The following is a 20,613-nucleotide window of genomic DNA, read 5'->3' as shown; positions in this document are numbered from 1 at the left end:
CTCAACCCTCCTGTCGGGTGCGCGGGTCGAGCACCCCGTAGATGAAGTCGGCCACGATGTTGGCGAAGAGCACCGCGACCGTGATCACGAGGAAGATGCCCTGCATGAGCGGGTAGTCCTTCGCGGCGACGGCCGTGAAGAGGTAGTAGCCGATGCCCTGATAGGAGAAGACGATCTCCATGACGAGCGTGCCGCCGACGATGAAGCCGAGCGAGAGCGCGAAGCTCGACACCTGCGGCAGGATCGCGTTGCGCGCCGAGTAGCCGAACAGGGCGGTGCGCTCCGAGACGCCCTTCGCCTGGGCCACGGTCACGTAGTCCTCGGACGAGACCGTGACCATCATGTTGCGCATGCCGAGGATCCAGCCGGAGATCGACGAGATCACGATCGTCAGCGCGGGAAGGGTGCCGTAGTAGATCACCGAGGAGATGAACTCCCACGAGAACGTCGGCACGAGCGAGCGGTCGTAGCTGCCGCTCGCGGGGAACCAGCCGAGCGTCACCGAGAAGATCGAGATGGCGATCAACGCGAGCCAGAAGTAGGGCACGGCCGAGAAGAACGTCGAGATCGGCAGGAGCGAGTCGGCCCAGGTGCCCCGACGCCAGCCGATGCCCGAACCGATGAGGGTGCCGAGCGTGAAGCTGATGATCGTCGCGATGCCGACCAGGCCGATGGTCCAGGGGATCGCGCCGGCGATGACGTCGGCGACCGGGGCGGAGTACGCGAACGAGGTGCCGAGCTCGCCGTGCAGCAGCAGGTTCCAGTACTGCACGTACTGGTCCCAGAGCGACATCTCCTTGTCGAGGCCGAACAGCGTGCGCAGCGCCTCGGCGGCGTCGGGGCTGATGCGGCCCTGGTTCTTCGCGATGAGCGCGCTCACGGGGTCGCCCGGCATGATGCGCGGGATGAAGAAGTTGATCGTGACCGCGGCCCAGAAGGTGATCAGGTAGAAGCCGAGTCGGCGGAGGAAGAACCTCATGCGAGCGCCTCCGTGATGTCGCTGAGCGTCGGGCGGTCGGAACGGTCGGAGTAGCCCCAGCACGCGGCTTCGCGGGCCTCGCCCGACGGACCGGTGCCGACGGGCAGGAGCGGCGGCGCCTCGGTGCGGCACAGTTCGGTCGCGAACGGGCAGCGCGGGTTGAAGCGGCATCCGTTCGGGGGCTTCACGAGGCTGGGGGCCTCGCCGCGTGCACCGTGCGCGCGGGCCTCGAGGTCGTCGGGGTCGGGCGCCGAACGCACGAGCAGCTGGGTGTACGGGTGCTTCGGGTCCTGCGTGACCGACTCGGAGTCGCCCGACTCGACGATGCGGCCCGCGTACATGACCATCGTGCGGTCGGCGAAGTACCGGGCCGAGGCGATGTCGTGGGTGATGTAGAGGATCGCGATGTGCAGGCGGTCGCGCAGGTCCTGCAGGAGGTTCAGGATGCCGAGGCGGATCGACACGTCGAGCATCGAGATCGGCTCGTCGGCCAGCAGCACCTCGGGGTCGGCGGCGAGGGCGCGCGCGATGGCGACGCGCTGACGCTGGCCGCCCGAGAGCTCGTGGGGGAACTTGTCGATGTACCGTTCGGCGGGCTTCAGCTGCACGCGCTCGAGCAGCTCGACGAGCGCCTCCTCGAGAGCGGCGCCGCGCAGGCGTCCGCGGTGGATGCGGATGCTGCGGGTGAGCATGTAGCGCACGGTGTGCACGGGGTTCAGCGACCCGAAGGGGTCCTGGAAGATCATCTGCACGCGGCCGACGTAGCGTCGGAAGGCGCGGCGGCCCTTGGCCGCGGCGTCGTCGCCGTGCAGGAGGATGCGACCGCCCGTGGTGGGCATCAGCTGGGCGAGCAGGCGGGCGATGGTGGACTTGCCCGAGCCGGACTCGCCGACGAGGGCGAGCACGCGGCCGCGCCGGAGTTCGAAGTTCACGCCGTCGACGGCGTGCACGACGTCGCGCGAGTTGAGGCCGCGGAGCTTGAAGTGCTTCTGCAGGTCGACGGCCTGGAGGACGACGTCGCCGTCCGCGGGTTCTGCTGAGGGGGAGGAGGGGGACATTCGGGGTCACCTCGGGGTCGGAGCTCAACGTTGAGTGGGTGGTGCGGCGGATGCACGAGGCATCCGCCGCACCTCATCGTCACATGTTGCGGGAGGTTCCCGATGTGCCGGTTGTTCCGGGCGGTAGCGGCCCGGTCGGGGTCACTCGCTCGGGGTGAGCTTGGACAGGATGAGCGCCGCCTGCGGGCCCGTCGGCTGCGGGTTCGCGTAGGGGTCCTCAGAGGTGGGGAATCCGGTGTAGTTCTGCGTGGAGTACTGAGCCACGGCCGGACGCGACCAGATCACGATGCCCGGGACGTCCTCGACGTAGTGCTGCTGCACGACGTCGAGTGCGGCCTGGCGCTCGCCTTCGTCGGTCGTCGACTTGAAGGTCGCGAGGGCCTTCGTGACGTCGTCGTTCTTGTAGCGGCCGAAGTTCCAGTTCGCGGTCTCGCCGAGCGGCACGTACGAGGCGCCGTCCATGATGTTCGAGTACAGGTTCCAGGGGGTCGAACCGCCGTCGGTCCAGTGCAGCGAGGCCTGGAAGTTGCCGAACGGGATGGTGTCGTTGAACCAGGTGTCCTGCACGATCGCGTCGACCGTGGCCTCGGCGCCGAGCGCCTTCGCACCCTCGGCGATGATGCCGAGCGCGTCGAGATAGTCGGTCCAGCCGCTGGGGTTGGTCAGCTTGAACGAGACCGCCTCGCCGTCGGGGTCGACCAGCTTGTCGCCGTCGTAGGTGTAGCCGGCATCCGTCAGCACCTTCTTGGCGCCGTCGACGTCGACCGTGAGCTCCTCGCCCTGGTACTCCTCCGAGATGAAGGCGTCGCCCGAGGGCTGGGGCAGGCCGGTGACGCTCGTGATCTCGGGCCACACGCCGTAGCCCGCGGTCTTCGTGATGTCGGCGTGGTCGACGACCATGTTCAGCGCCTTGCGGAACGCGAGGTTGTTGAACGGCTTCGTCTCGTTGTTCAGGTAGAGCACGTCGACGCCGAAGCCGCCGCCGGCGACCTGGTTGAAGTGGTCGGGGTCCTTGGCGATGTAGGTCGACTCGTAGTCGGGGATGAAGGTCCAGCCCCACTGCGCCTCACCGGTGGTGAGGGCCGTGGTCAGGCCCGCGTTGTCGTTGTAGGCGTCGTAGCGGAGCTCGCCGACCTTCGACTTGCCGCCCCAGTAGGTCTCGTTGGGGACGAGCGTGACGGCCTGGGGGCTGAACGACTTCAGCGTGAACGGACCGGTGCCGATCATGTCGTCGTCGCTGAACGTGACGGCGTCCTCGCCGTCCCAGATGTGCTTGGGCACGATGAGGAGCTTGTAGAGCTTCACCTGGTTGACGTACTGGCCCGTGGTGAAGTTCACCGTGACCTTGTTGCCGTCGACCGTGATGTCGCCGTACTGGTCGGGGAAGTCGATGTTCAGCTCGGGGTTGTCCTTGCGGAGCTGGATCGAGAACGCGATGTCGTCGGCGGTGAAGTCCTCGCCGTCGGACCACTTCACGCCGTCGCGGGCGGTGATGATCGCCTGCGTGGAGTCGGCGTTCCACTCGACCGAGTCGGCCAGCCACGGCGTGGGCGCCGCGGTGGGGTCGATCTCGTTGACCTGCATGAGCGACTCGTAGACCGCGAACGCGTAGCCGAGCGACAGCGATGCCGATCCGGTGGCCAGCGGGTTCTGGTTCGGCTGCTGCGGGCCGTTCGGCATGCCGACGGTGAGCACCTTCGCGCTGCCACCGCCTTCGCTGCCGCCCGTGTCCGCGCTGCACCCCGTGAAAGCCAAGCCTGCGGCAACCAGTACGGCGCCAGCGGCGAGGATGCTCTTTCGCATTTCCATGCCTCCTTGCATTGTGTGTGGGTTGGTGCGTTGTTGGTGCTGCTCAGCCTGCGACCGTCTGCACGGCCTCGAGGCGGAGATCTCGGGAGGACCGGCCCGCCTGCACACGGTACGTGGCTTCGGGGAGGGTCCAGGTTGCGGCATCCGTCGCCCAGGTCTCGAACGACCGGCGGGCGATGGGGATGTCGAGGGTCGCGGTGCCGCCTGCGGCGACGTCGACGACGGCGAATCCGGCGAGCCAGCGCACCGGTCGGGCTGCGTCGCTCGCAGTCGCGTCGGGTGCGATGTCGACCGAGAGGTAGACCTGCACGACCTCGCGGCCGTCGCGGGCGCTCGTGTTCTCGACCGTGACGCGCGCGGTCACGAAGGCGTCGTGCTCGGCGAAGTCGGTTCCGGATGCCGCGTCGACGAGTTCGAGCCCTCGGTAGGCCCACTCGGCGTACCCGAGCCCGTAGCCGAACTCGCGTGCGGGCGTGCGCTCGAGGCGGTCCCAGCCGCGGTGGCCCACGTCGAGGCGCTCGGCGTAGTCGATGACGCCGTCGACGGGGATGCCGTGCGGAACGGGCACGTCGGCCTCGCTCGCGGGCAGGGTCCAGGGCAGGCGGCCGCTCGGCTCGATCGCGCCCGTGAGCACGGCGGCGAGCGACTTGCCGGCCTCCTGGCCGGGCAGCCACCACCAGAGCACGGCCGCGACCTCGTCGAGCCAGGGCAGCAGCACGGGGGCGCCGGCGTTCACGACGACGACGGTCGCCGGGTTCGCCTCTGCCACGCGACGCACGAGCTCGTTCTGGCGCCCGGGCAGCTGCAGGTCGGGGCGGTCCCAGCCCTCGGACTCGGTCTCGGAGTTGGTGCCGACGACGACGACCGCGAGGTCGGCCTGCCTGGCGGCGGCGACGGCCTGCTCGATCTCCTCTTCGACGCTCGGGCTGGGCTCGAGGTGACGGAAGTGCAGGCGCACGAAGCGGCCGTACGATTCGCCGTCGATGACCTGCGCGTCGACCTCGATGCGGACGTCGCGCGATTCGTCGGCGTCGATCGCGGTCTCGACGTGCTCGGGGTTGGCGTAGCTGGAGTCGAGGATCACCTCGGCGCCGACGACGTGCTGCGAGGCGCTGCGCTCGACGCCGTCGACGAGCACGCGGTGCGCGCCGACCGGGCCGAGGTCGATGAGGTGGCGGCCGGGGCGGGTGAGGCGCAGGTCGGTCGTGAGGCGCACGGACGCCACGTCGTCGTCGTCGATCGGGAACCAGAGCGCCTCGGCGTCGGGGAGCAGGTGCGACCCGATGACCTCGCCGGTCTCGTCGAGGTGCTCGACGAGCACGCCGGGCTCGCCCGTGGGCGTGGTGAGCAGCTCGGCCGGCGCGAGCGGTGCGCGCAGGGTCGTGGCGCCGCCGCGCAGGAGGTCGACGGCGGCGTCGGGGAATGCGGTGCGCAGTGCGTCGATCGGCATGCTCACGTGCGGAGGCGTGACGAAGGCGCTGCCGCCGCCCTGCGTGAAGGGCTGCACGGCGTTGTGGCCGATGAGGGCGATGCGGCCGCGCAGCGCGGGGTCGACGGGGAGGAGGCCGCCGTGGTTGCGCAGCACCACGGTCGAGCGCGCGGCCGCATCGGTCAGGAGGGCGACGACGTCGTCGCCGGCCGGGTCGTCCGTGGCCCCCGTGCCGTCGAACGGCAGGGTCTCGCCGACGATGCCGCTGAGTGCGCCGACGCGGTCGGCGAGGCGGATGATGCGGGCGACCTTGTCGTCGATCGCGGACTCGGGCACGAGCCCGGACTCGACGGCGGAGAGCAGGCCGTCGGCCCATGGGCCGCCGGGGCCGGGCATCACGAGGTCGAGGCCGGCGATCGCGGGCTCGACCGCGGTCTTCGTCGCGAGCCAGTCGCTGATGACGACGCCGTCGAACTGCCATTCGCCCTTCAGGATGCCGCTGAGCAGGGGCTCGTGCGCGGTGGAGGTGGCCTCGACGCCGTCGCGGGTCAGGCCGTTGTAGGCGGCCATGATGGTCCAGACGCCGGCGTCGACGACCGCCTCGAACGGTGCGAGGTAGACCTCGCGAAGCGTGCGCTCGTCGATGCGCGAGAGGTAGGAGGTGCGGTCGGTCTCGGTCTCGTTGCCGATGAAGTGCTTGACGCACGCGGCGATGCCGCCGGCCTGGATCGCGTCGATGAACGCGACGGCGAGGCGGGCCGTGAGCAGCGGGTCCTCGGAGAGGCACTCGAAGTGGCGGCCGCCGACGGGGCTGCGCTGGAGGTTCACGACCGGGGCGAGGATCACGTCGACGCCCTTGCGACGGGCTTCGGCCGCCATGAGCGAGCCGAGGCGGGCCTGGAGGTCGACGTCCCACGTGGCGGCCGTGGCCGAGGGGGCGGGCAGTTGCGCCGAGGCGAGGCCGTCTTCGCCGGTGCCGCGAACGCCGATGGGCCCGTCGGAGACGGTCATGGTGCGCATGCCGATCTCGGGGATCGAGCGGAGGGTCCACGTCGCCGCGCCGGTGAGCAGCGCCACCTTCTCGTCGAGGGGGAGCGATGCGGCGAGGTGCGCCGGGTCGATCGCCGGTGCGCCTGCGGCGGCGGCCGAGGTCGCCCCCTTGGGGTCGAGTGCACCGGGTGCGGTCGTCGTAGCGGTCACGCCTGAACTCCATCCATGCTCGTCGTTGAGTGACGAGGGATATCGTGACACACTTACTGACCAGTAAGTAAGTGAATAGTGTCACGGTTCGGTAACGGCGGACGGTGGCACCCCGAAGACCCGAGAATCGAGTGCTGCACTCGACATGCGGCCCCTCAGGCGGCATCCTGCACAGGAGCGGATGCCGCGAGCCGGCGCTGCACGAGGAAGGAAACACCCGTGGTGGAGACAACGCGAGCCGGGGCCCCGAAGCCCGCGGCCGAGCGCGTGCAGCGCCCCCAGGCGCGCACGACCGAGCGTCGCGAGGCGGTGCTGAAGGCCGCCATGAACGTGTTCGGTGCACGCGGCTACAACAAGGGCGCCCTCGTCGAAGTCGCCGAGCAGGCCGGCATGACGCATGCGGGCGTGCTGCACCACTTCGGGTCGAAGGAGGGCCTGCTCGTCGCGATGCTCAAGTACCGCGACGGCGAGGAGGTCGCCGGCATCCCCGAACGTGCGCAGGTCGAGGGCCCGGCGTTCCTGCAGCACCTCGTCGACACCGTCGAGGAGAACACGCACCGACGAGGCGTCGTGCAGGCCTACTCGGTGCTCGCCGGCGAATCGGTGACCGACGGGCATCCGGCGCACGACTACTTCCAGGGCCGCACCGAGGGGCTGCGCACGAAGATCGCCGGCGTGCTCGGCGAGGTGTCCGGCAACACCGACGCGCAGGAGCTGCGCGACTCGGCGTCGTCGCTCATCGCGATCATGGACGGCCTGCAGGTGCAGTGGCTGCTCGACCCTGACGCGATCGACATGCCCCGGGTCGTCGGCCGCACGGTCGACGAGATCGTCGAGCGGCTGCGCTCCGAGGCCGCCGCACCGGTCGAGTAGGCGTCAGCCCGCCCGAACCGCCTCGGCGATCGCCGCGCCCAGCTCGACGGTCGTCGCGGTGCCGCCGAGGTCGGGGGTGAAGGGGGCGGATGCCGCGCCACGGGCGAGCACGTCCTCGATCGACGCGAGCACGGCCGCGCCGGCATCGGCGTGGCCCAGGTGCTCGAGCATCATCGCGCCGCACCAGATCTGGCCGATCGGGTTCGCGATGCCGCGGCCGGCGATGTCGGGAGCCGAGCCGTGCACCGGCTCGAACAGGCTCGGGAACGCCCCTTCGGGGTTGATGTTCGCGCTCGGCGCGATGCCGATGGTACCCGTGCACGCCGGACCCAGGTCGGAGAGGATGTCGCCGAAGAGGTTGCTCGCCACGACCACGTCGAACCAGTCGGGATGCAGCACGAAGTTCGCCGTCAGGATGTCGATGTGGAACTGGTCGCGCCGCACGTCGGGGTGCTCGGCGCCGACGGCGGCGACCCGCTCGTCCCAGTAGGGCATCGAGATCGAGATGCCGTTGCTCTTCGTCGCGGACGTGAGGTGCTTGGCCGGTCTGCGTTCGGCGAGCTCGAACGCGTACTTCAGCACGCGGTCGACGCCGGTGCGCGTCATGACCGTCTCCTGCACGACGAACTCGCGCTCGGTGCCCTCGAACATGCGTCCGCCGATCGACGAGTACTCGCCCTCGGTGTTCTCGCGCACGACGTAGAAGTCGATGTCGCCGGGCTCGCGGCCCGAGAGCGGGCTCACGACTCCCGGCATCAGCCGGCACGGCCGCAGGTTGACGTACTGGTCGAACGCGCGCCGGAACTGGAGGAGGCTCCCCCACAGGCTCACGTGGTCGGGCACGACCTCGGGCCAGCCGACCGCGCCGAAGTAGATCGCGTCGAACCCCGAGAGCGTGTCGAACCAGTCGTCTGGCAGCATCTTGCCGTGCCGCAACCAGTAGTCGGCGCTCGCGAAGTCGAAGTGCGTGAACTCGAGGCGGAGGTCGAAGCGCGCCGCCGCGGCCTCGAGCACCCGGATGCCCTCTGGCATCACCTCGGTGCCGATGCCGTCGCCGGCGATGACCGCGATGCGGTGGGTGGTGGTCATGCGGGGTTCCTCACTGTGGCGAAGGGGCGGCGGGAGAGTCCGGCGCGTCAGACGACGGCGCGCTCCTCGGGGTAGTGGCAGGCGACGCGTTGGCCGCCGCCCAGATCGGTGAGCTCGGGCACCTCGGTCGCGCAGCGGTCGGTGGCCTTCCAGCAGCGCGTGCGGAAGCGGCATCCGCTCGGCGGATCGACGGGGCTCGGCACGTCGCCCGTGAGCACGATGCGCTGCCGTGCGCGCTCGACGCGGGGGTCGGGCACGGGGATCGCCGAGAGCAGGGCCTGGGTGTACGGATGCTTCGGGTGCTCGTAGAGCAGGTCGACCGGTGCCTCCTCGATGAGGCGGCCGAGGTACATGACGCCCACCCGGTCGCTCAGGTGCCTCACGACGGAGAGGTCGTGCGCGATGAAGAGGTACGTGAGGCCGAGGTCGCGCTGCAGGTCGTCGAGGAGGTTCAGCACGCCGGCCTGCACGCTGACGTCGAGCGCGCTGACTGGCTCGTCGAGCACGATCACCTCGGGCTCGACCGCGAGCGCGCGGGCGATGCCGATGCGCTGCCGCTGGCCGCCCGAGAACTCGTGCGGGAACCGGTCGGCGTGCTCGGGGTTGAGGCCGACCTGGTCGAGCAGTTCGGCGACGCGCCGCTGCTCGTCACGGCGGTGCAGGCCGTGGATCGCGAGCGGCTCGGACAGGGTCGCTCGCACGGACTTGCGCGGGTTGAGCGAGGCGTACGGGTCCTGGAAGACGAACTGCACCCGCCGGCGCAGCGCGCGCAGCCGTGACCCGCCCACCTTCGAGATGTCGTCGTCGCCCAGCCGGATCAGCCCGGAGTCCGAGGACTGCAGCCGGGCGACGCTGCGGCCGAGCGAGGACTTGCCGCAGCCGGACTCGCCGACGAGCCCGAACGTCTCGCCGCCCCCGATCGAGAAGCTCACGTCGGAGACGGCCTGCACGACCTCGCGGGCGCCGCCGAGGAAGCCGCCACCGACGCGGTACTCCTTGACGAGGTTCTCGACGCTCAAGCCCGTGCTCATCGTGCCTCCTCCTGCCATTCGCCGACGCGGACGCAACTGGCCGTGTGCCCCGTGCCGACCGCGACCGGCTCGGGCACGGCCACGTCGCAGCGGCCGGCGACGGCGTGGGCGCAGCGCGGTGCGAACCGGCATCCCTTCGGCCAGGCCGTCGAAGCCGGCGGCTGGCCGGGGATCTGGTAGAGCCGTTCGTCGCGCGACCGCCGATCCATGCGCGGCATGGAGGCGAGCAGTCCGGCCGTGTACGGGTGCGCGGTCTCGTAGAAGAGCGGCTCGACGTCGGCGGACTCGACGACGCCACCCGCGTACATGACGATGACGCGATCCGCGACGCCCGCGACGACGCCGAGGTCATGGGTGATGAGCAGAATCGTCGTGCCCGTGCGCCGCTGCACCTCGCGCAGCACGTCGAGCACCTGCGCCTGCACGGTGACGTCGAGCGCGGTCGTCGGCTCGTCGGCGATGAGCAGGTCGGGCTCGTTCGCGATGCTCATCGCGATCATGACGCGCTGGCGCATGCCGCCCGAGAACTCGTGCGGGTAGCGGGCGATGCGCTTCTCGGGAGCCGGGATGCCGACGAGGTCGAGCAGCTCGATCGCGCGAGCGCGGCGCTGCGCGGCGGTCGTGTCGGGGCGGTGCACGCGCACGGCCTCGATGAGCTGGTCGCCGACGGTCATCACCGGGTTGAGCGCGGTGAGGGCGTCCTGGAACACGATCGCGACGTCCTTGCCGCGGATCTCCCGGAGCTGCTCGTCGGTGAGCCCGACCAGCTCGCGCCCGCGCAGGCGGATCGACCCCGTCACGATCGCGTTCTTCGGCAGGATGCCCATGATCGCCATCGCCGTCATCGACTTGCCCGATCCGGACTCGCCCACGATGCCGGTGGTCTCGCCCTCGTGCAGCACGAACGAGACGCCCTCCACGGCGCGCGCGGTGCCGGCATCCGACGGGAAGCTGATCGAGAGGTCCTCGACCTCGAGCAGGATGTCGCTGGTCACAGGTTCTTCCCCTGGGGGTCGAGGGCGTCGCGGAGGCCGTCGCCGATGAAGTTGACGCAGAGCACCGTGATGAGGATGAACAGGCCGGGGAAGTAGAGGAGGTAGACCTGCGAGGTGCCGACGTAGCCGGCCGCCTGGCTGAGCATCGAGCCCCAGCTCGTCTGCGGGGACTGCACGCCGAAGCCCAGGAAGCTCAGCGTGGACTCCGCGATGATCGCCGAGGCGACCGCGAGGCTCATGCCCACGGCGATGACGCCCGCGAGGTTCGGGAGCAGGTGCGACAGGATGATGCGCGCATTGGACGCGCCGATGCCCCGTGCCGCCTCGATGAAGTCCTTCTCGCGGAGCGAGAGCACCTGGGCGCGCACGACGCGGGCGATGTAGGTCCAGCCGAGCGCCGTGAGCGCGAACACGATCGTCACGGGCGAGGGGCCGAGGCCCTGCAGGATCACCGCGAGCAGGGCGATCGCCGGCACGATGAGGAAGAGGTCGGTGATGCGCATGATCAGCTCGCCGACCCATCCGCCCGCGAAGCCGGCGATCGCGCCGAGGGCCGTGCCGACCACGGTCGAGAAGAACGCGACGGCCAGGCCGATGGCGAGCGAGATCTGCCCGGCGTAGAGGATCTCGCTGAGGTAGTCGCGCCCCAGCTCGTCGGTGCCGAGCCAGTGCTCCGCCGACGGCGAGGTCGGGCCGAGCAGCAGGTCCTGCTGCCCCTGCGGGAACGGGGCGATCCACGCGGCGCCGAAGCAGACGACGAGCAGCACGCCCAGCACGATCAGGCTCGCGAGGGCGAGCCGGTGGTGCGCGAAGCGATCGACGAGCTGCCTCGTCGAGCCCTTCTGCACCGGCTGCTCCGCGAGGATCTCCTCGGGGCCGGCCAGTCCTGCACCGCTCATCGGAGCCTCACTCTCGGGTCGAGCAACGCGTAGCCGATGTCGGCCGCGAGGTTGCAGAGCACGACGGCGATCGCGACGACGATCATCCACGGCAACAGCACGAAGACGTCGCCCGCGACGAGCGACTGCAGGAACAGGCGCCCCATGCCGGGGATCGCGAAGATCTGCTCGGTGACGACGAGGCCGCCGATGAGGATGGCCGCGTCGAGCGCGACGACCGTGACGAAGGGGGCGAGCGAGTTGCGCACCGCATGCCGCCAGATGACCTGGCGCCGGGGCACGCCTTTCGCCCTCGCGGTGCGCACGTAGTCGCTCGACAGTGCGTCGAGCACGGCGGCTCGCCCGAATCGGCTCCACGACGCGACCAGCGCGATCATGAGCGCGGCGACCGGCAGCACGAGGTGGCGGATGTAGTCGACCACGCCCGAGTCGCCCGGCGAGTGCAGGCCGATGAAGTAGAGCGGGGGTTCCTCGAGTCCGAACGTCTGCTTGGGCCAGACGGCGAACGTCTGGATGAGGATGAGCCCGAACCAGAAGGCCGGCATCGCGATGCCGATGTACGACGCCGCCGTGAGCACATGGTCGCCGGGGGAGTACTGCCGCACCGCGGAGTAGACGCTGATCGACCCGGCGACGACGATCGCGATCAGGAGGCCCCAGAACGCGAGTTGCAGCGTCGGCCAGAGGGCCTCGCCGATGAGCGGCAGCACCGGGGTGCCGGTGCGCGAGCTCACGCCCCAGTCGCCGGTGACGAAGGACTTCAGCCAGAGGAGGTACTGCTCGAAGATCGAGCGGTCGAGGCCGAGCCGCTCGACCTCGCGCGCGAGTGCGGTCGGGTCCTGCGCGAGCCGGAGCTTCGCGAGCGGGTCGAACGTCGACCGCACGGCCCAGAAGAGGATGAACGATGCCACGAGGATCACCGGAAGCGAGACGAGCACTCGCCGTGTGATGAAGGTGATCACGATCTCTCCTGGGCCGGTCGGTCGGGTGGTTCTGGTCGGGCGTTCGGGCGGTGCGTCCGGGCGGTGCGTTCAGGGGCGTCCGTCAGGCGATCAGCCTGCGAGGCCCCACGCCGCGAGGTTCCAGAACGGTCCCTGCACGGGGTTGATCTCGAGCGGGCCGCCGACCTTCTCGCTCCAGAGGAGCACGTTCGGCACGGTGTCCAGCGGCAGCGAGGGCACGTTCTCGGCGATGATCGCGTCGGCCTCCTTCGAGGCGGCGATGCGGGCGTCGGTGTCGAGCTCGCTGTCGACCTGCGCGAGCAGCGGGTCGAGCTCGGGGATCGAGGTGCGGTAGAAGTTGATGCCGGAGTAGCCGTTGGCCTCGCTCGGGATGTTCACCGACGAGAACGTCGAGCTCAGCGTGGGGTCGGCGAACGTGTCGACGAGCGCCCAGAGCCCGGCCTGGAAGTCGCCCTCGGGAGCCAGGGTGCCGAACAGGTCCGCCGGGGTGACGGCGCTGATCTTCATCTCGAAGCCGGCGTCGGCGAGCTGCGACTGCAGCACCTGGGTGGTGAGGTCGCGGCGCTTGTTGCCCGCGAGCGTCAGCATCGTGAAGGTCGCGGTCTTGCCGTCCTTCGCCCAGACGCCGTCGCCGTCCTTCTTCCAGCCGTCGCCCTCCATCAGCGACTCGACCTGGTCGAGGTCGGTCGTGTAGGTCGAGAAGTCGTCGGCCGCGAAGGCCCCGACGATGGGGCTGTTGAAGCTCTGCTGCGGCTCCTCGACGCCGAGGCTGCCGAACAGGCGCGACACGATCGCCTTGCGGTCGATCGAGTAGGCGAGGGCCTGGCGCACGGCCACCGAGTCGAACGGGAACGCCTCGTTGTTCAGCCACACGGCCTCGAGGTTGCCGCTCTTCGCGTCGATCTGGGAGTTGATGCCCGGCAGGCCCGCGTCGATCTGGTTGATCGCGTCGAGCTGGGGCGACGGGTAGAGCGCGTCGACCTGGCCGCTCTTGAGGGCTTGGAAGGCGGCCGTCGTGTCGGGCAGGAACATGAAGGTCACCTTGTCGAGGTGCGGCTTCTCGCCCCAGTAGTTCTCGTTCGGCACGAGCGTCGCGGAGGTGCCGCGATCCCATGACTCGATCTTCCACGGGCCGCCGCTGAAGTCGTAGCCGTCGGCCATCTCGGCAGCGCGGTCCTTGCCCTCGAGCAGGTGCGACGGCAGCACGCCGTAGACGCTGAACAGCGTGCGCCACCCCGCGTACGTGGAGCCGAGGGTGACGACCGCGGTGGAGGGGTCGGTCGCGTCGACGTCGAGGATCTTGTCGTAGCCCGTCTTGTCGAAGATGTCGTCGCCGTCGCGGATCTGCAGTGCCGTGTAGGCGAAGTCGGCAGACGTGATCGGCTCGCCGTCGGACCAGACCGCGTCGGGGTTGATCGAGTACGTGATGACCTGGGTGTCGCCGACCATCTCGGCGACGGGCTCGGCGGTGACGAGGTCGGAGGCCACGGGGGCCCACTCGCCGTCGACCTTGCGGGTGTCGAACACGGCCGGGATCGTGGGGATCTGCATGATGTAGGTGCCCCAGATCGAGCCGGCGCACGTGGCGATCCAGTCGACGCAGTCGGGCTCCTGCTCTGCGCCGATCACGATCTCGCCTCCGTCCTGCACGGCGACGTCGGGCGCGGGCGCGGACTCGGCGCTGCCTCCGGTGCAGGCGGCGAGCGAAGCCACGAGCGTGAGCGAGAGCAGCGACGCGAGGGCGATCGTCTTCGCGCGACGGGGAGTGGTGGCGGGCTGTGATTTCGACATTGACGGGACTCCGTGATCGTGGGGGACGTACGGTGCAACCTGCTGAGTGGTTTGACTATAGGCCCGCTCCGAGGGTTTAGCAAGCGTTATAGTCAATGCGATTGATTATCGGTTCTCCGACGCGATGGTCAGTGGGCGACGGATGCCTCGGACGGGCCCGCTGCGGCATCCTCCGACCATCGCCGCCCCGCGATCGCGCGCAGGGCGAGGTCGGTCATCCTGCGCTGGTCGTGCTCGAGCATGGCGAGCCCGGTCGGCTCGTGGCCGCCCGTGAAGATGTCGAGCACGACGTCGCCGCCGCGTGCGCCGAGGCGATCGACGTAGCTCTGCACGCCGATGATCGGGGTCCGCGTGTCGACCGACCCCTGGTTGATCCACACCGAGGCCGTGACGTCGTCGAGGTAGCTGACGGCCGAGAAGTGCTCGACCATCTCGGGCGGCACCCAGCTGCTCCACACGCTGCGCACCGCGGGGTTCATCGCCGCGATCGCGGCGGACCAGTCGGCCACGGCGACGTGCGCGAGGCCGCCGCGGAAGCGGTCGGGCAGCCGGCCGACGCTGAGCAGGGTGAGGTGCCCGCCGTAGGAGGCGCCGGTGATGAAGGTGGTCGCCGGGTCGCCGAGGCCCTGACTGCGCAGGAACGCGATCGCGGCGTCGACGTCCTCGATCTCGCGATCGCCGCCGACGCCCCAGAAGCCCTCGCGGAAGTCCCGGCCGAACGTGACCGAGCCCCGGTAGTTCAGGGTGGCGTAGGCGAACCCCGCCTCGATCCAGGCCTGCGCCGACGGGTTGTACGCGTCGACCATGACGAGGTTGGGGCCGCCGTGCACCTCGAGCACGGTGCCGATCGGTTCGCGATCGGTCGGCCTGCCGAGCCACAGCTGCACGCGGGTGCCGTCTGCGCTCTCGATCATGGTGGAGGTGAACGGCACGCCCTCCGGCACCGGTGCCGGTGCGATCAGCACCTCGGATGCCCCGTCGCGATCGATGCCGATGACGTGCCGCGGCTCGTGCCACCGCGAGCGCACCGCGCGGATCGTGCCGTCGGGCGCGAAGTACGACGCCCACTGGAACGGATGCAGGTCGGCGACGTCGGGGTCGGCGAAGCTCGCGCCGTCCATGACGACGCGCGCCGCGCCGGTCGACTCGTCGATCTCGAGCAGGCGGTGCAGCCCGTCCTCGACGTGGAGCGCGAGGATGCGGCCGGACTCGGCGTGCCAGTCGAGCGGGATCACCTCGCCGCGCAGCTCGGGCAGTTCGAAGTCGACGCGTTCGTTCGTCGTCGGGTCCCAGATCACGGGCCGCGCGAAGCCGGTGCGCTCGGTGTTGGCGAGCAGACGCGGGTCGCCGGCGATGCCGGCGAAGCGAACGCCGCGCACCGGCCCCGCGGGCAGGTCGTCGAGCACGCCGACGGTCGAGCCGTCGCGCGAGTCGACCACGGTGACGCGGGCTCGGCGGATGCCGGGATTGTGGTCGGTCGTGTCGACGGACACGAGCGCGGAGTCGGCGGAGACCTGCCCGTACCAGGCCTCGACGGGCGACGAGTAGACGACCTGCGGTTCGCCCCATGGCGCCGCGGGGATCCGCAGCACGTGGAACCCCTGCTCGTCGACGACCGTGGCGACGATGGAACGCCCGTCGTGGCTCGGCTCGATGCCGCGCAGCACGTACGGCTCGCGCCCGGGCGTGAGCGCCACCGTCTCGGACCCGTCGACGGCGATCGCGACGAGGGCGCCGACCTCCGACCCCCCGTCGTCGTCGAGGTCGACGACCCAGCGGCCGTCGTTCGTGAGCACCGCGCCGACGCCGACCGGGAAGGGCAGCAGTTCGCCGGGCGCCTCGCCTGCGCGCCAGAGCCTGGCGCGCGAGCCCTCGGGCTGGTCCTCGATGAGGAGAGCCAGGTCGCTCGTGCCGACCACCGGGCGGGCGGTGAGGAGCACGGGCGTCGCGAAGCGCGCCGTCAGGTGGTCGGGCCGGCTGTCCGGGTGGCGTACGTTCGTCACGACTGCTCCTCGCTTCACTGGTCAGGCGTGTTGACTATAACACTGACTAGTGATCGGATGGGGGCCCGGGAGCTGATCATCGTCATTGACTACGAGGCTGCTCCCTTAGGGTACGGTGGGTGCAATCCGGCCGCATCGCGCGTCGATGGCGACCGGTTCGAGGGGAGAGGCGCGATGGCGACCACGAAGACCGTGAAGCAGAGCCGGCCGCGGCGTGCGAGGGACTCGCTGAGCAGGGAGATCATCGTGGCGGCTGCCGAGGCCGTGGTGCAACGGGACGGCCTCGACCGCCTCACGTTCCAGGCCATCGGCGAGGAGCTCGACGCCCACCCCACGTCGATCTACCGCCACTTCCGCGACAAGGACGAACTGCTCCTCGAGCTCATCGACACGTTGCGCGCCAGATCGTACGCGGGCGCGATGATCGCGACCGACGACTGGATGGCGGACCTGCGTGCGCAGGCCCACCTGATCCACGACCACTACATGCGCTATCCCGAGTTCGCGCTGCAGATGGCCCTTCGCCGCCCGACCGACTTCAAGTCGATGGAGTTCTCGATCGGCGCGCTGCGTCGCGGCGGGTACGGGCCCGAGGAATCCGCGCTCTACGCCAGGGCGCTCGGCCAGCTGATCCGATCGGCGACCTCGATCCAGGCCGCGCTCGAGGCGCTGCCCGACGAGGTCCGCGACGCCGACGAGCTGACCTGGCAGATGGACTACCGCCGGCTCGACCTCGCCGAGTACCCGAACATCGCGTGGGTGGGCGAGAACCTGCCCGGCATCCGCGACCCCCGCGCGTGGGAGACCGCGCTCGAACTGCTGCTCGAGAGCATCGAGCGCCGCGCGCCGCGCAACGCCGCCGAAGGGGCCTGACGCGCGGCGAGCGTGCTCAGGCCGGTCCGGTGCCGGCCGACCCGCCGATGCCGTCGATGATGCCCGTGATGAGGGCGATCCGCTCCTCGATCGAGGCCAGTGAGACCCACTCGTCGATCGCATGGGCGCCGCCGCCGCGCGGGCCGAGGCCGTCGAGCGTCGCCGCCCCGATGGCCGCCGTGAAGTTGCCGTCCGAGGCGCCGCCGACCGAGACCGCCTCGACGGGCCCGTGCCCGAGGCGTTCGGCGACCGCGCGGGCGAGCGCGAGGAGGTCGCGCGACGTGGCATCCTCCATCGGCGGTCGGTTGATGCCCCCGCTCACGTCCACGCGCACGTCGGGGGTGTGCGTCGGCAGCGACGAGAACGCCGCGTGCACGCGCTCGAGTTCGCCCATGGTCCACGCGCGCACGTCGATCTGCATCTCGGCCCGGTCGGGGATCGCGTTCGTCACGGTTCCGGCGTGCGCGACCGTGGGGCTGACGGTGGTGCCCAACCGGTCGTCGGCGAGCCTCGGCAGGGCGAGCACCTGGTGGGCGAGCTCGGCCAGCGCGCTGCGCCCGAGTTCGGGCTCGAGCCCGGCATGGGCGGCCCGACCGTGCACCTCGAGGCGGTAGATGCTGCCGCCGCGCCTGGCGATCTTCACGGCGCCGTCGAGGCTGGGCTCGAGCACGAGCACCGCTCCGGCGCGCGCGGCCTCGCGTTCGAGCAGTGCGCGTGAGGTCAGCGATCCGATCTCCTCGTCACTGGTGAGGAGCACGGCGACGTCGCCCGTGTCGACGACGCTGCGGAGCGCCTCGGCCATGATGACGACGCCCGCCTTCATGTCGAAGGTGCCGGGGCCGGTGATGCGATCGCCGTCGATCGTGAACGGCCGCTCGCGGATGGTCCCGAGGGGCCAGACGGTGTCGAGGTGCCCGAGCAGCAGCACGCGGGGTGCGTCGCCGCCGCGCCAGAGCAGGTGCGTCACGCCGTCGACCACCACGGGTTCGCCGTCGCCGAGCAGGGGGTCGAGCCACGACCGCACGAGGCGGTGCGCCTCGGCCATGCCGTCGCGATCGCCCGTCGGCGTCTCGGTCGACACGAGCGCGTCGAGCCGGCTGATCACGCGGTCGCGGTCGAACGTCGTGGTCACCATTGCACGGTCCCGTCGTCGAGGAAGGCGGAGAGTGCGGTGGCCGTCTCGGCGGGCGCCTCCTCCGCGAGGTAGTGGTCGGCGTCGATCGGGGCTCCGGATGCCGCGTCGGCGAAGTCGCGCCAGACCTCGACGACGTCGAACGAGCGCCCGACGTAGCTGTGCGCGCCCCAGAGCGCGAGGAGCGGTGCGGCGACCCGCACGCCGGCGTCGCGATCGTCGCGATCGTGCTCGAGGTCGACGGTCGCAGCGGCGCGGTAGTCGGCGCAGCTCGCCCGGACGGTGTCCTCGTCGAAGCATCGGAGGTATTCGGCGAATGCCTCGGCCGAGATCGCGCCCTCGCGCACGGCGCGGCCGCGGAACCGGCTTTCGAGCCACTCGCGCGGGGCTGCGGAGATGAGTCGCTCCGGCAGTCCGTCGTCGCGTGCGAGGAAGAACCAGTGGAAGTAGCTCGTCGCCATGTCGCGGTCGACGTGCTCGAACATGTGCAGCGTGGGCACGATGTCGAGCACCGCGAGCGCGGCCACGGCCTCGGGGTGGTCGAGGGCGAGCCGGTGGCCGACCCGACCGCCGCGGTCGTGGCCGACGACCGCGAACCGGTCGTGCCCGAGCGCGCGCATGAGCCCGACCTGGTCGGCGGCCATCTCGCGCTTGGAGTAGCGGTCACCGGCCGGCTTCGTCGAGTCGCCGTAGCCGCGCAGGTCGGCGGCGACGACGGTGTGGCGCGTCGCGAGCTCGGCCGCGACCTCGCGCCACATCGCCCTCGTCTCGGGGTACCCGTGCAGGAGCAGCACGGGGGTGCCGGTTCCGGAGACGTCGGCGGCGATCCGCACATCGCCGACGTCGACGGTGATCGGTGACCCCGGATCGGTGGTTCGCACGGCGCCGCCTCTCTAGCAACATCGCAAGTCAATTGTGTTGACTATAGCAATGACTTGCGTCGCGCGACAGGCCGGGGGCCGGTGGGATGCCGGCCCGGGGAGTCCGAGTTCCTAGGCGGCGGGCGCCTTCGTCGCCTTCACCGGGATGAGCAGCGCGAGCCCCAGCGCGATCACGAGCACGATGCCGAGGATGCCGAAGTAGGGCGCCCCGCCGATCGTGACGAAGAGGGCGAATGCGGTCGGAGCCAGGAAGCTCACCGCGCGACCGGTCGTCGCGTAGAGGCCGAACACCTCGCCCTCGCGCCCGGCCGGGATGAGACGCGCGAGGAACGTGCGGCTCGCCGACTGCGCCGGGCCGACGAAGAGGCAGAGCGCGAGGCCCGCCGTCCAGAACACGATCTGGCCCCCGTCGTGCAGCACGAAGATGAGCAGGCCGCTGATCACGAGACCGATGAGCGCCGTCATGATGACCGGTTTCGCGCCCAACCGGTCGTCGAGTGCGCCGACGGCGATCGTCGAGATGCCCGCGACGACGTTGGCGGCGATCGCGAAGATGATGACCTCGCCGGCCGAGAACCCGAAGACCGAGGCTGCGAGCACGCCGCCGAAGGTGAAGACGCCCGCGAGGCCGTCGCGGAACACCGCGCTGGCGAGCAGGAACCAGACCGTGTTGCGCTGCTCCTTCCAGAGCCGCTGCACGTCGCGGCCGAGGCGCGCATACGAGGCGAAGAACCCCACCTTGCCGCGGTCGACGGCAGCGGGATTGCGGTACTCGGGCACCGCGAGCAGCACGGGCAGCGCGAACAGGCCGAACCAGATCGCTGAGACGAGCATGGTCACGCGCACGTCGAGGCCGTTGTCGCCGGTCACTCCGAACAGCCCGACCTCGGGCTGGATGAAGCCGAAGTACACGATGAGCAGCAGCACGATGCCGCCGACGTAGCCCATGCCCCAGCCGAAGCCCGAGACCTTGCCGATCGAGCGCGGCGTCGAGACCTGCACCAGCATGGCGTTGTAGTTGACGCCCGCGAACTCGAAGAACACGTTGCCCGCCGCGACGAGGAAGAGGCCCAGCATGAGGTACTCGGGCGCGGGCAGCACGAAGAACATCGCGAGGGTGATGGCCACGACGATGTAGGTGTTCACGGCGAGCCAGAGCTTGCGTCGCCCGCTCGTGTCGGATCGCTGGCCGGTGATGGGCGCCAGCAGGGCGATCAGCAGCCCGGCGATCGCCAGCGCCCATCCGAGCTGCGCCTCGACGGTGCCGCTCGGCCCGAACGACTCGCTCGTCAGGTACACGGTGAACACGAAGGTCGTCACGACCGCGTTGAACGCGGCCGATCCCCAGTCCCACAGGCCCCACGCGAGGATGCGTCCCTTCCGCGCACCGGCATCCGTCACGGCCTCGACCTGCTCGGTCGTCACGCCGATGGTGGCCGCCGCCCCGTCGGCTGGAGTGAGGTGCGTCGGCGGGAAGTTGCGCGGTGCGTCTGCGGGGGGCTCGGGGGGAGTGGTCATGCGAGCAGTCTCATTCGGTCGGGTGAACGGCCGGTGACGGATGCCGCAGGGCGGCGCCCGTCGACCGGTGCCGCCGGCTGGGCAGGCGTCT

Annotated in this window: 16 protein-coding genes; 2 read left to right on the top strand and 14 right to left on the bottom strand. The window is 70.4% G+C overall.

Annotation, left to right across the window (positions count from 1 at the left end; all coding sequences use genetic code 11):
- Position 1 precedes the first annotated feature (1 nt).
- The 4 genes from BM342_RS00315 to BM342_RS00300 all read right to left on the bottom strand — a co-directional run bounded on the left by BM342_RS00315 (position 2) and on the right by BM342_RS00300 (position 6,475).
- Complete coding sequence (locus BM342_RS00315; RefSeq protein WP_092963460.1) at positions 2-979, bottom strand: ABC transporter permease; 978 nt, start codon at positions 977-979, stop codon at positions 2-4.
- On the bottom strand, positions 976-2,037 hold the full coding sequence (locus BM342_RS00310) for an ABC transporter ATP-binding protein (protein WP_092963458.1): 1,062 nt from the start codon (positions 2,035-2,037) through the stop codon (positions 976-978). Before BM342_RS00310 ends, BM342_RS00315 begins: the two co-directional genes overlap by 4 nt.
- A gap of 141 nt (positions 2,038-2,178) precedes the next feature.
- On the bottom strand, positions 2,179-3,840 hold the full coding sequence (locus BM342_RS00305) for an ABC transporter substrate-binding protein (RefSeq protein WP_255368432.1): 1,662 nt from the start codon (positions 3,838-3,840) through the stop codon (positions 2,179-2,181).
- Between the two features lie 49 nt (positions 3,841-3,889).
- On the bottom strand, positions 3,890-6,475 hold the full coding sequence (locus BM342_RS00300; RefSeq protein ID WP_255368431.1) for a beta-glucosidase: 2,586 nt from the start codon (positions 6,473-6,475) through the stop codon (positions 3,890-3,892).
- 219 nt (positions 6,476-6,694) lie between these two features.
- Here BM342_RS00300 and BM342_RS00295 point away from each other — a divergent pair, with 219 nt between their 5' ends.
- Positions 6,695-7,348: a TetR/AcrR family transcriptional regulator gene (locus BM342_RS00295; RefSeq protein WP_143109712.1), complete on the top strand. Its 654-nt coding sequence runs from the start codon at positions 6,695-6,697 to the stop codon at positions 7,346-7,348.
- Positions 7,349-7,351: 3 nt separating this feature from the next.
- Here the strand turns inward: BM342_RS00295 and BM342_RS00290 are convergent, their stop codons facing one another.
- The 7 genes from BM342_RS00290 to BM342_RS00260 all read right to left on the bottom strand — a co-directional run bounded on the left by BM342_RS00290 (position 7,352) and on the right by BM342_RS00260 (position 16,118).
- Positions 7,352-8,437, bottom strand: coding sequence for a tartrate dehydrogenase (locus BM342_RS00290; RefSeq protein ID WP_092963452.1), 1,086 nt, complete (start codon positions 8,435-8,437; stop codon positions 7,352-7,354).
- Between the two features lie 47 nt (positions 8,438-8,484).
- A complete protein-coding gene (locus BM342_RS00285) occupies positions 8,485-9,468 on the bottom strand; it encodes an ABC transporter ATP-binding protein (protein ID WP_092963450.1) in 984 nt (327 codons plus the stop codon).
- Positions 9,465-10,463 (bottom strand): ABC transporter ATP-binding protein, encoded by a 999-nt coding sequence (locus tag BM342_RS00280; protein WP_092963448.1) that lies wholly within the window; start codon positions 10,461-10,463, stop codon positions 9,465-9,467. The genes BM342_RS00285 and BM342_RS00280 overlap by 4 nt, the downstream gene beginning before the upstream one ends.
- A complete protein-coding gene (locus BM342_RS00275; protein WP_092963446.1) occupies positions 10,460-11,362 on the bottom strand; it encodes an ABC transporter permease in 903 nt (300 codons plus the stop codon). The genes BM342_RS00280 and BM342_RS00275 overlap by 4 nt, the downstream gene beginning before the upstream one ends.
- On the bottom strand, positions 11,359-12,324 hold the full coding sequence (locus BM342_RS00270) for an ABC transporter permease (protein ID WP_092963444.1): 966 nt from the start codon (positions 12,322-12,324) through the stop codon (positions 11,359-11,361). The genes BM342_RS00275 and BM342_RS00270 overlap by 4 nt, the downstream gene beginning before the upstream one ends.
- 90 nt (positions 12,325-12,414) lie before the next feature.
- Entirely contained in the window at positions 12,415-14,115 is a 1,701-nt protein-coding gene (locus BM342_RS00265) for an ABC transporter substrate-binding protein (RefSeq protein ID WP_092963442.1), read from the bottom strand.
- A 128-nt stretch (positions 14,116-14,243) separates the two neighbouring features.
- Positions 14,244-16,118: a S9 family peptidase gene (locus tag BM342_RS00260; RefSeq protein WP_092963440.1), complete on the bottom strand. Its 1,875-nt coding sequence runs from the start codon at positions 16,116-16,118 to the stop codon at positions 14,244-14,246.
- A gap of 174 nt (positions 16,119-16,292) precedes the next feature.
- Between BM342_RS00260 and BM342_RS00255 the strand changes: the two genes are divergently transcribed.
- Entirely contained in the window at positions 16,293-16,991 is a 699-nt protein-coding gene (locus BM342_RS00255; RefSeq protein ID WP_092963438.1) for a TetR/AcrR family transcriptional regulator, read from the top strand.
- 16 nt (positions 16,992-17,007) lie between these two features.
- Here the strand turns inward: BM342_RS00255 and BM342_RS00250 are convergent, their stop codons facing one another.
- The 3 genes from BM342_RS00250 to BM342_RS00240 form a co-directional block, all read right to left on the bottom strand.
- On the bottom strand, positions 17,008-18,123 hold the full coding sequence (locus BM342_RS00250; RefSeq protein ID WP_218154870.1) for a M20 family metallopeptidase: 1,116 nt from the start codon (positions 18,121-18,123) through the stop codon (positions 17,008-17,010).
- The gene (locus BM342_RS00245) at positions 18,120-19,004 is read right to left on the bottom strand and encodes an alpha/beta fold hydrolase (RefSeq protein ID WP_092963434.1); all 885 of its coding nucleotides are present in this window, start codon (positions 19,002-19,004) and stop codon (positions 18,120-18,122) included. Before BM342_RS00245 ends, BM342_RS00250 begins: the two co-directional genes overlap by 4 nt.
- Positions 19,005-19,115: 111 nt before the next feature.
- The gene (locus BM342_RS00240; RefSeq protein WP_092963432.1) at positions 19,116-20,522 is read right to left on the bottom strand and encodes an MFS transporter; all 1,407 of its coding nucleotides are present in this window, start codon (positions 20,520-20,522) and stop codon (positions 19,116-19,118) included.
- Between the last annotated feature and the right edge of the window lie 91 nt (positions 20,523-20,613).

The sequence above is a fragment of the Agromyces sp. CF514 genome (assembly GCF_900113185.1).
In the GTDB taxonomy this organism is placed as follows: domain Bacteria; phylum Actinomycetota; class Actinomycetes; order Actinomycetales; family Microbacteriaceae; genus Agromyces.
This window is presented reverse-complemented; position numbering and strand designations above follow the sequence as displayed.

Coding starts and splice junctions, on each gene's coding strand:
- BM342_RS00305 (WP_255368432.1), bottom strand. CDS start 3,840: ATGCGAAAGAGCATCCTCGCCGCTGGCGCCGTACTGGTTGCCGCAGGC.
- BM342_RS00290 (WP_092963452.1), bottom strand. CDS start 8,437: ATGACCACCACCCACCGCATCGCGGTCATCGCCGGCGACGGCATCGGC.
- BM342_RS00310 (WP_092963458.1), bottom strand. CDS start 2,037: ATGTCCCCCTCCTCCCCCTCAGCAGAACCCGCGGACGGCGACGTCGTC.
- BM342_RS00265 (WP_092963442.1), bottom strand. CDS start 14,115: ATGTCGAAATCACAGCCCGCCACCACTCCCCGTCGCGCGAAGACGATC.
- BM342_RS00315 (WP_092963460.1), bottom strand. CDS start 979: ATGAGGTTCTTCCTCCGCCGACTCGGCTTCTACCTGATCACCTTCTGG.
- BM342_RS00285 (WP_092963450.1), bottom strand. CDS start 9,468: ATGAGCACGGGCTTGAGCGTCGAGAACCTCGTCAAGGAGTACCGCGTC.
- BM342_RS00240 (WP_092963432.1), bottom strand. CDS start 20,522: ATGACCACTCCCCCCGAGCCCCCCGCAGACGCACCGCGCAACTTCCCG.
- BM342_RS00255 (WP_092963438.1), top strand. CDS start 16,293: ATGGCGACCACGAAGACCGTGAAGCAGAGCCGGCCGCGGCGTGCGAGG.
- BM342_RS00275 (WP_092963446.1), bottom strand. CDS start 11,362: ATGAGCGGTGCAGGACTGGCCGGCCCCGAGGAGATCCTCGCGGAGCAG.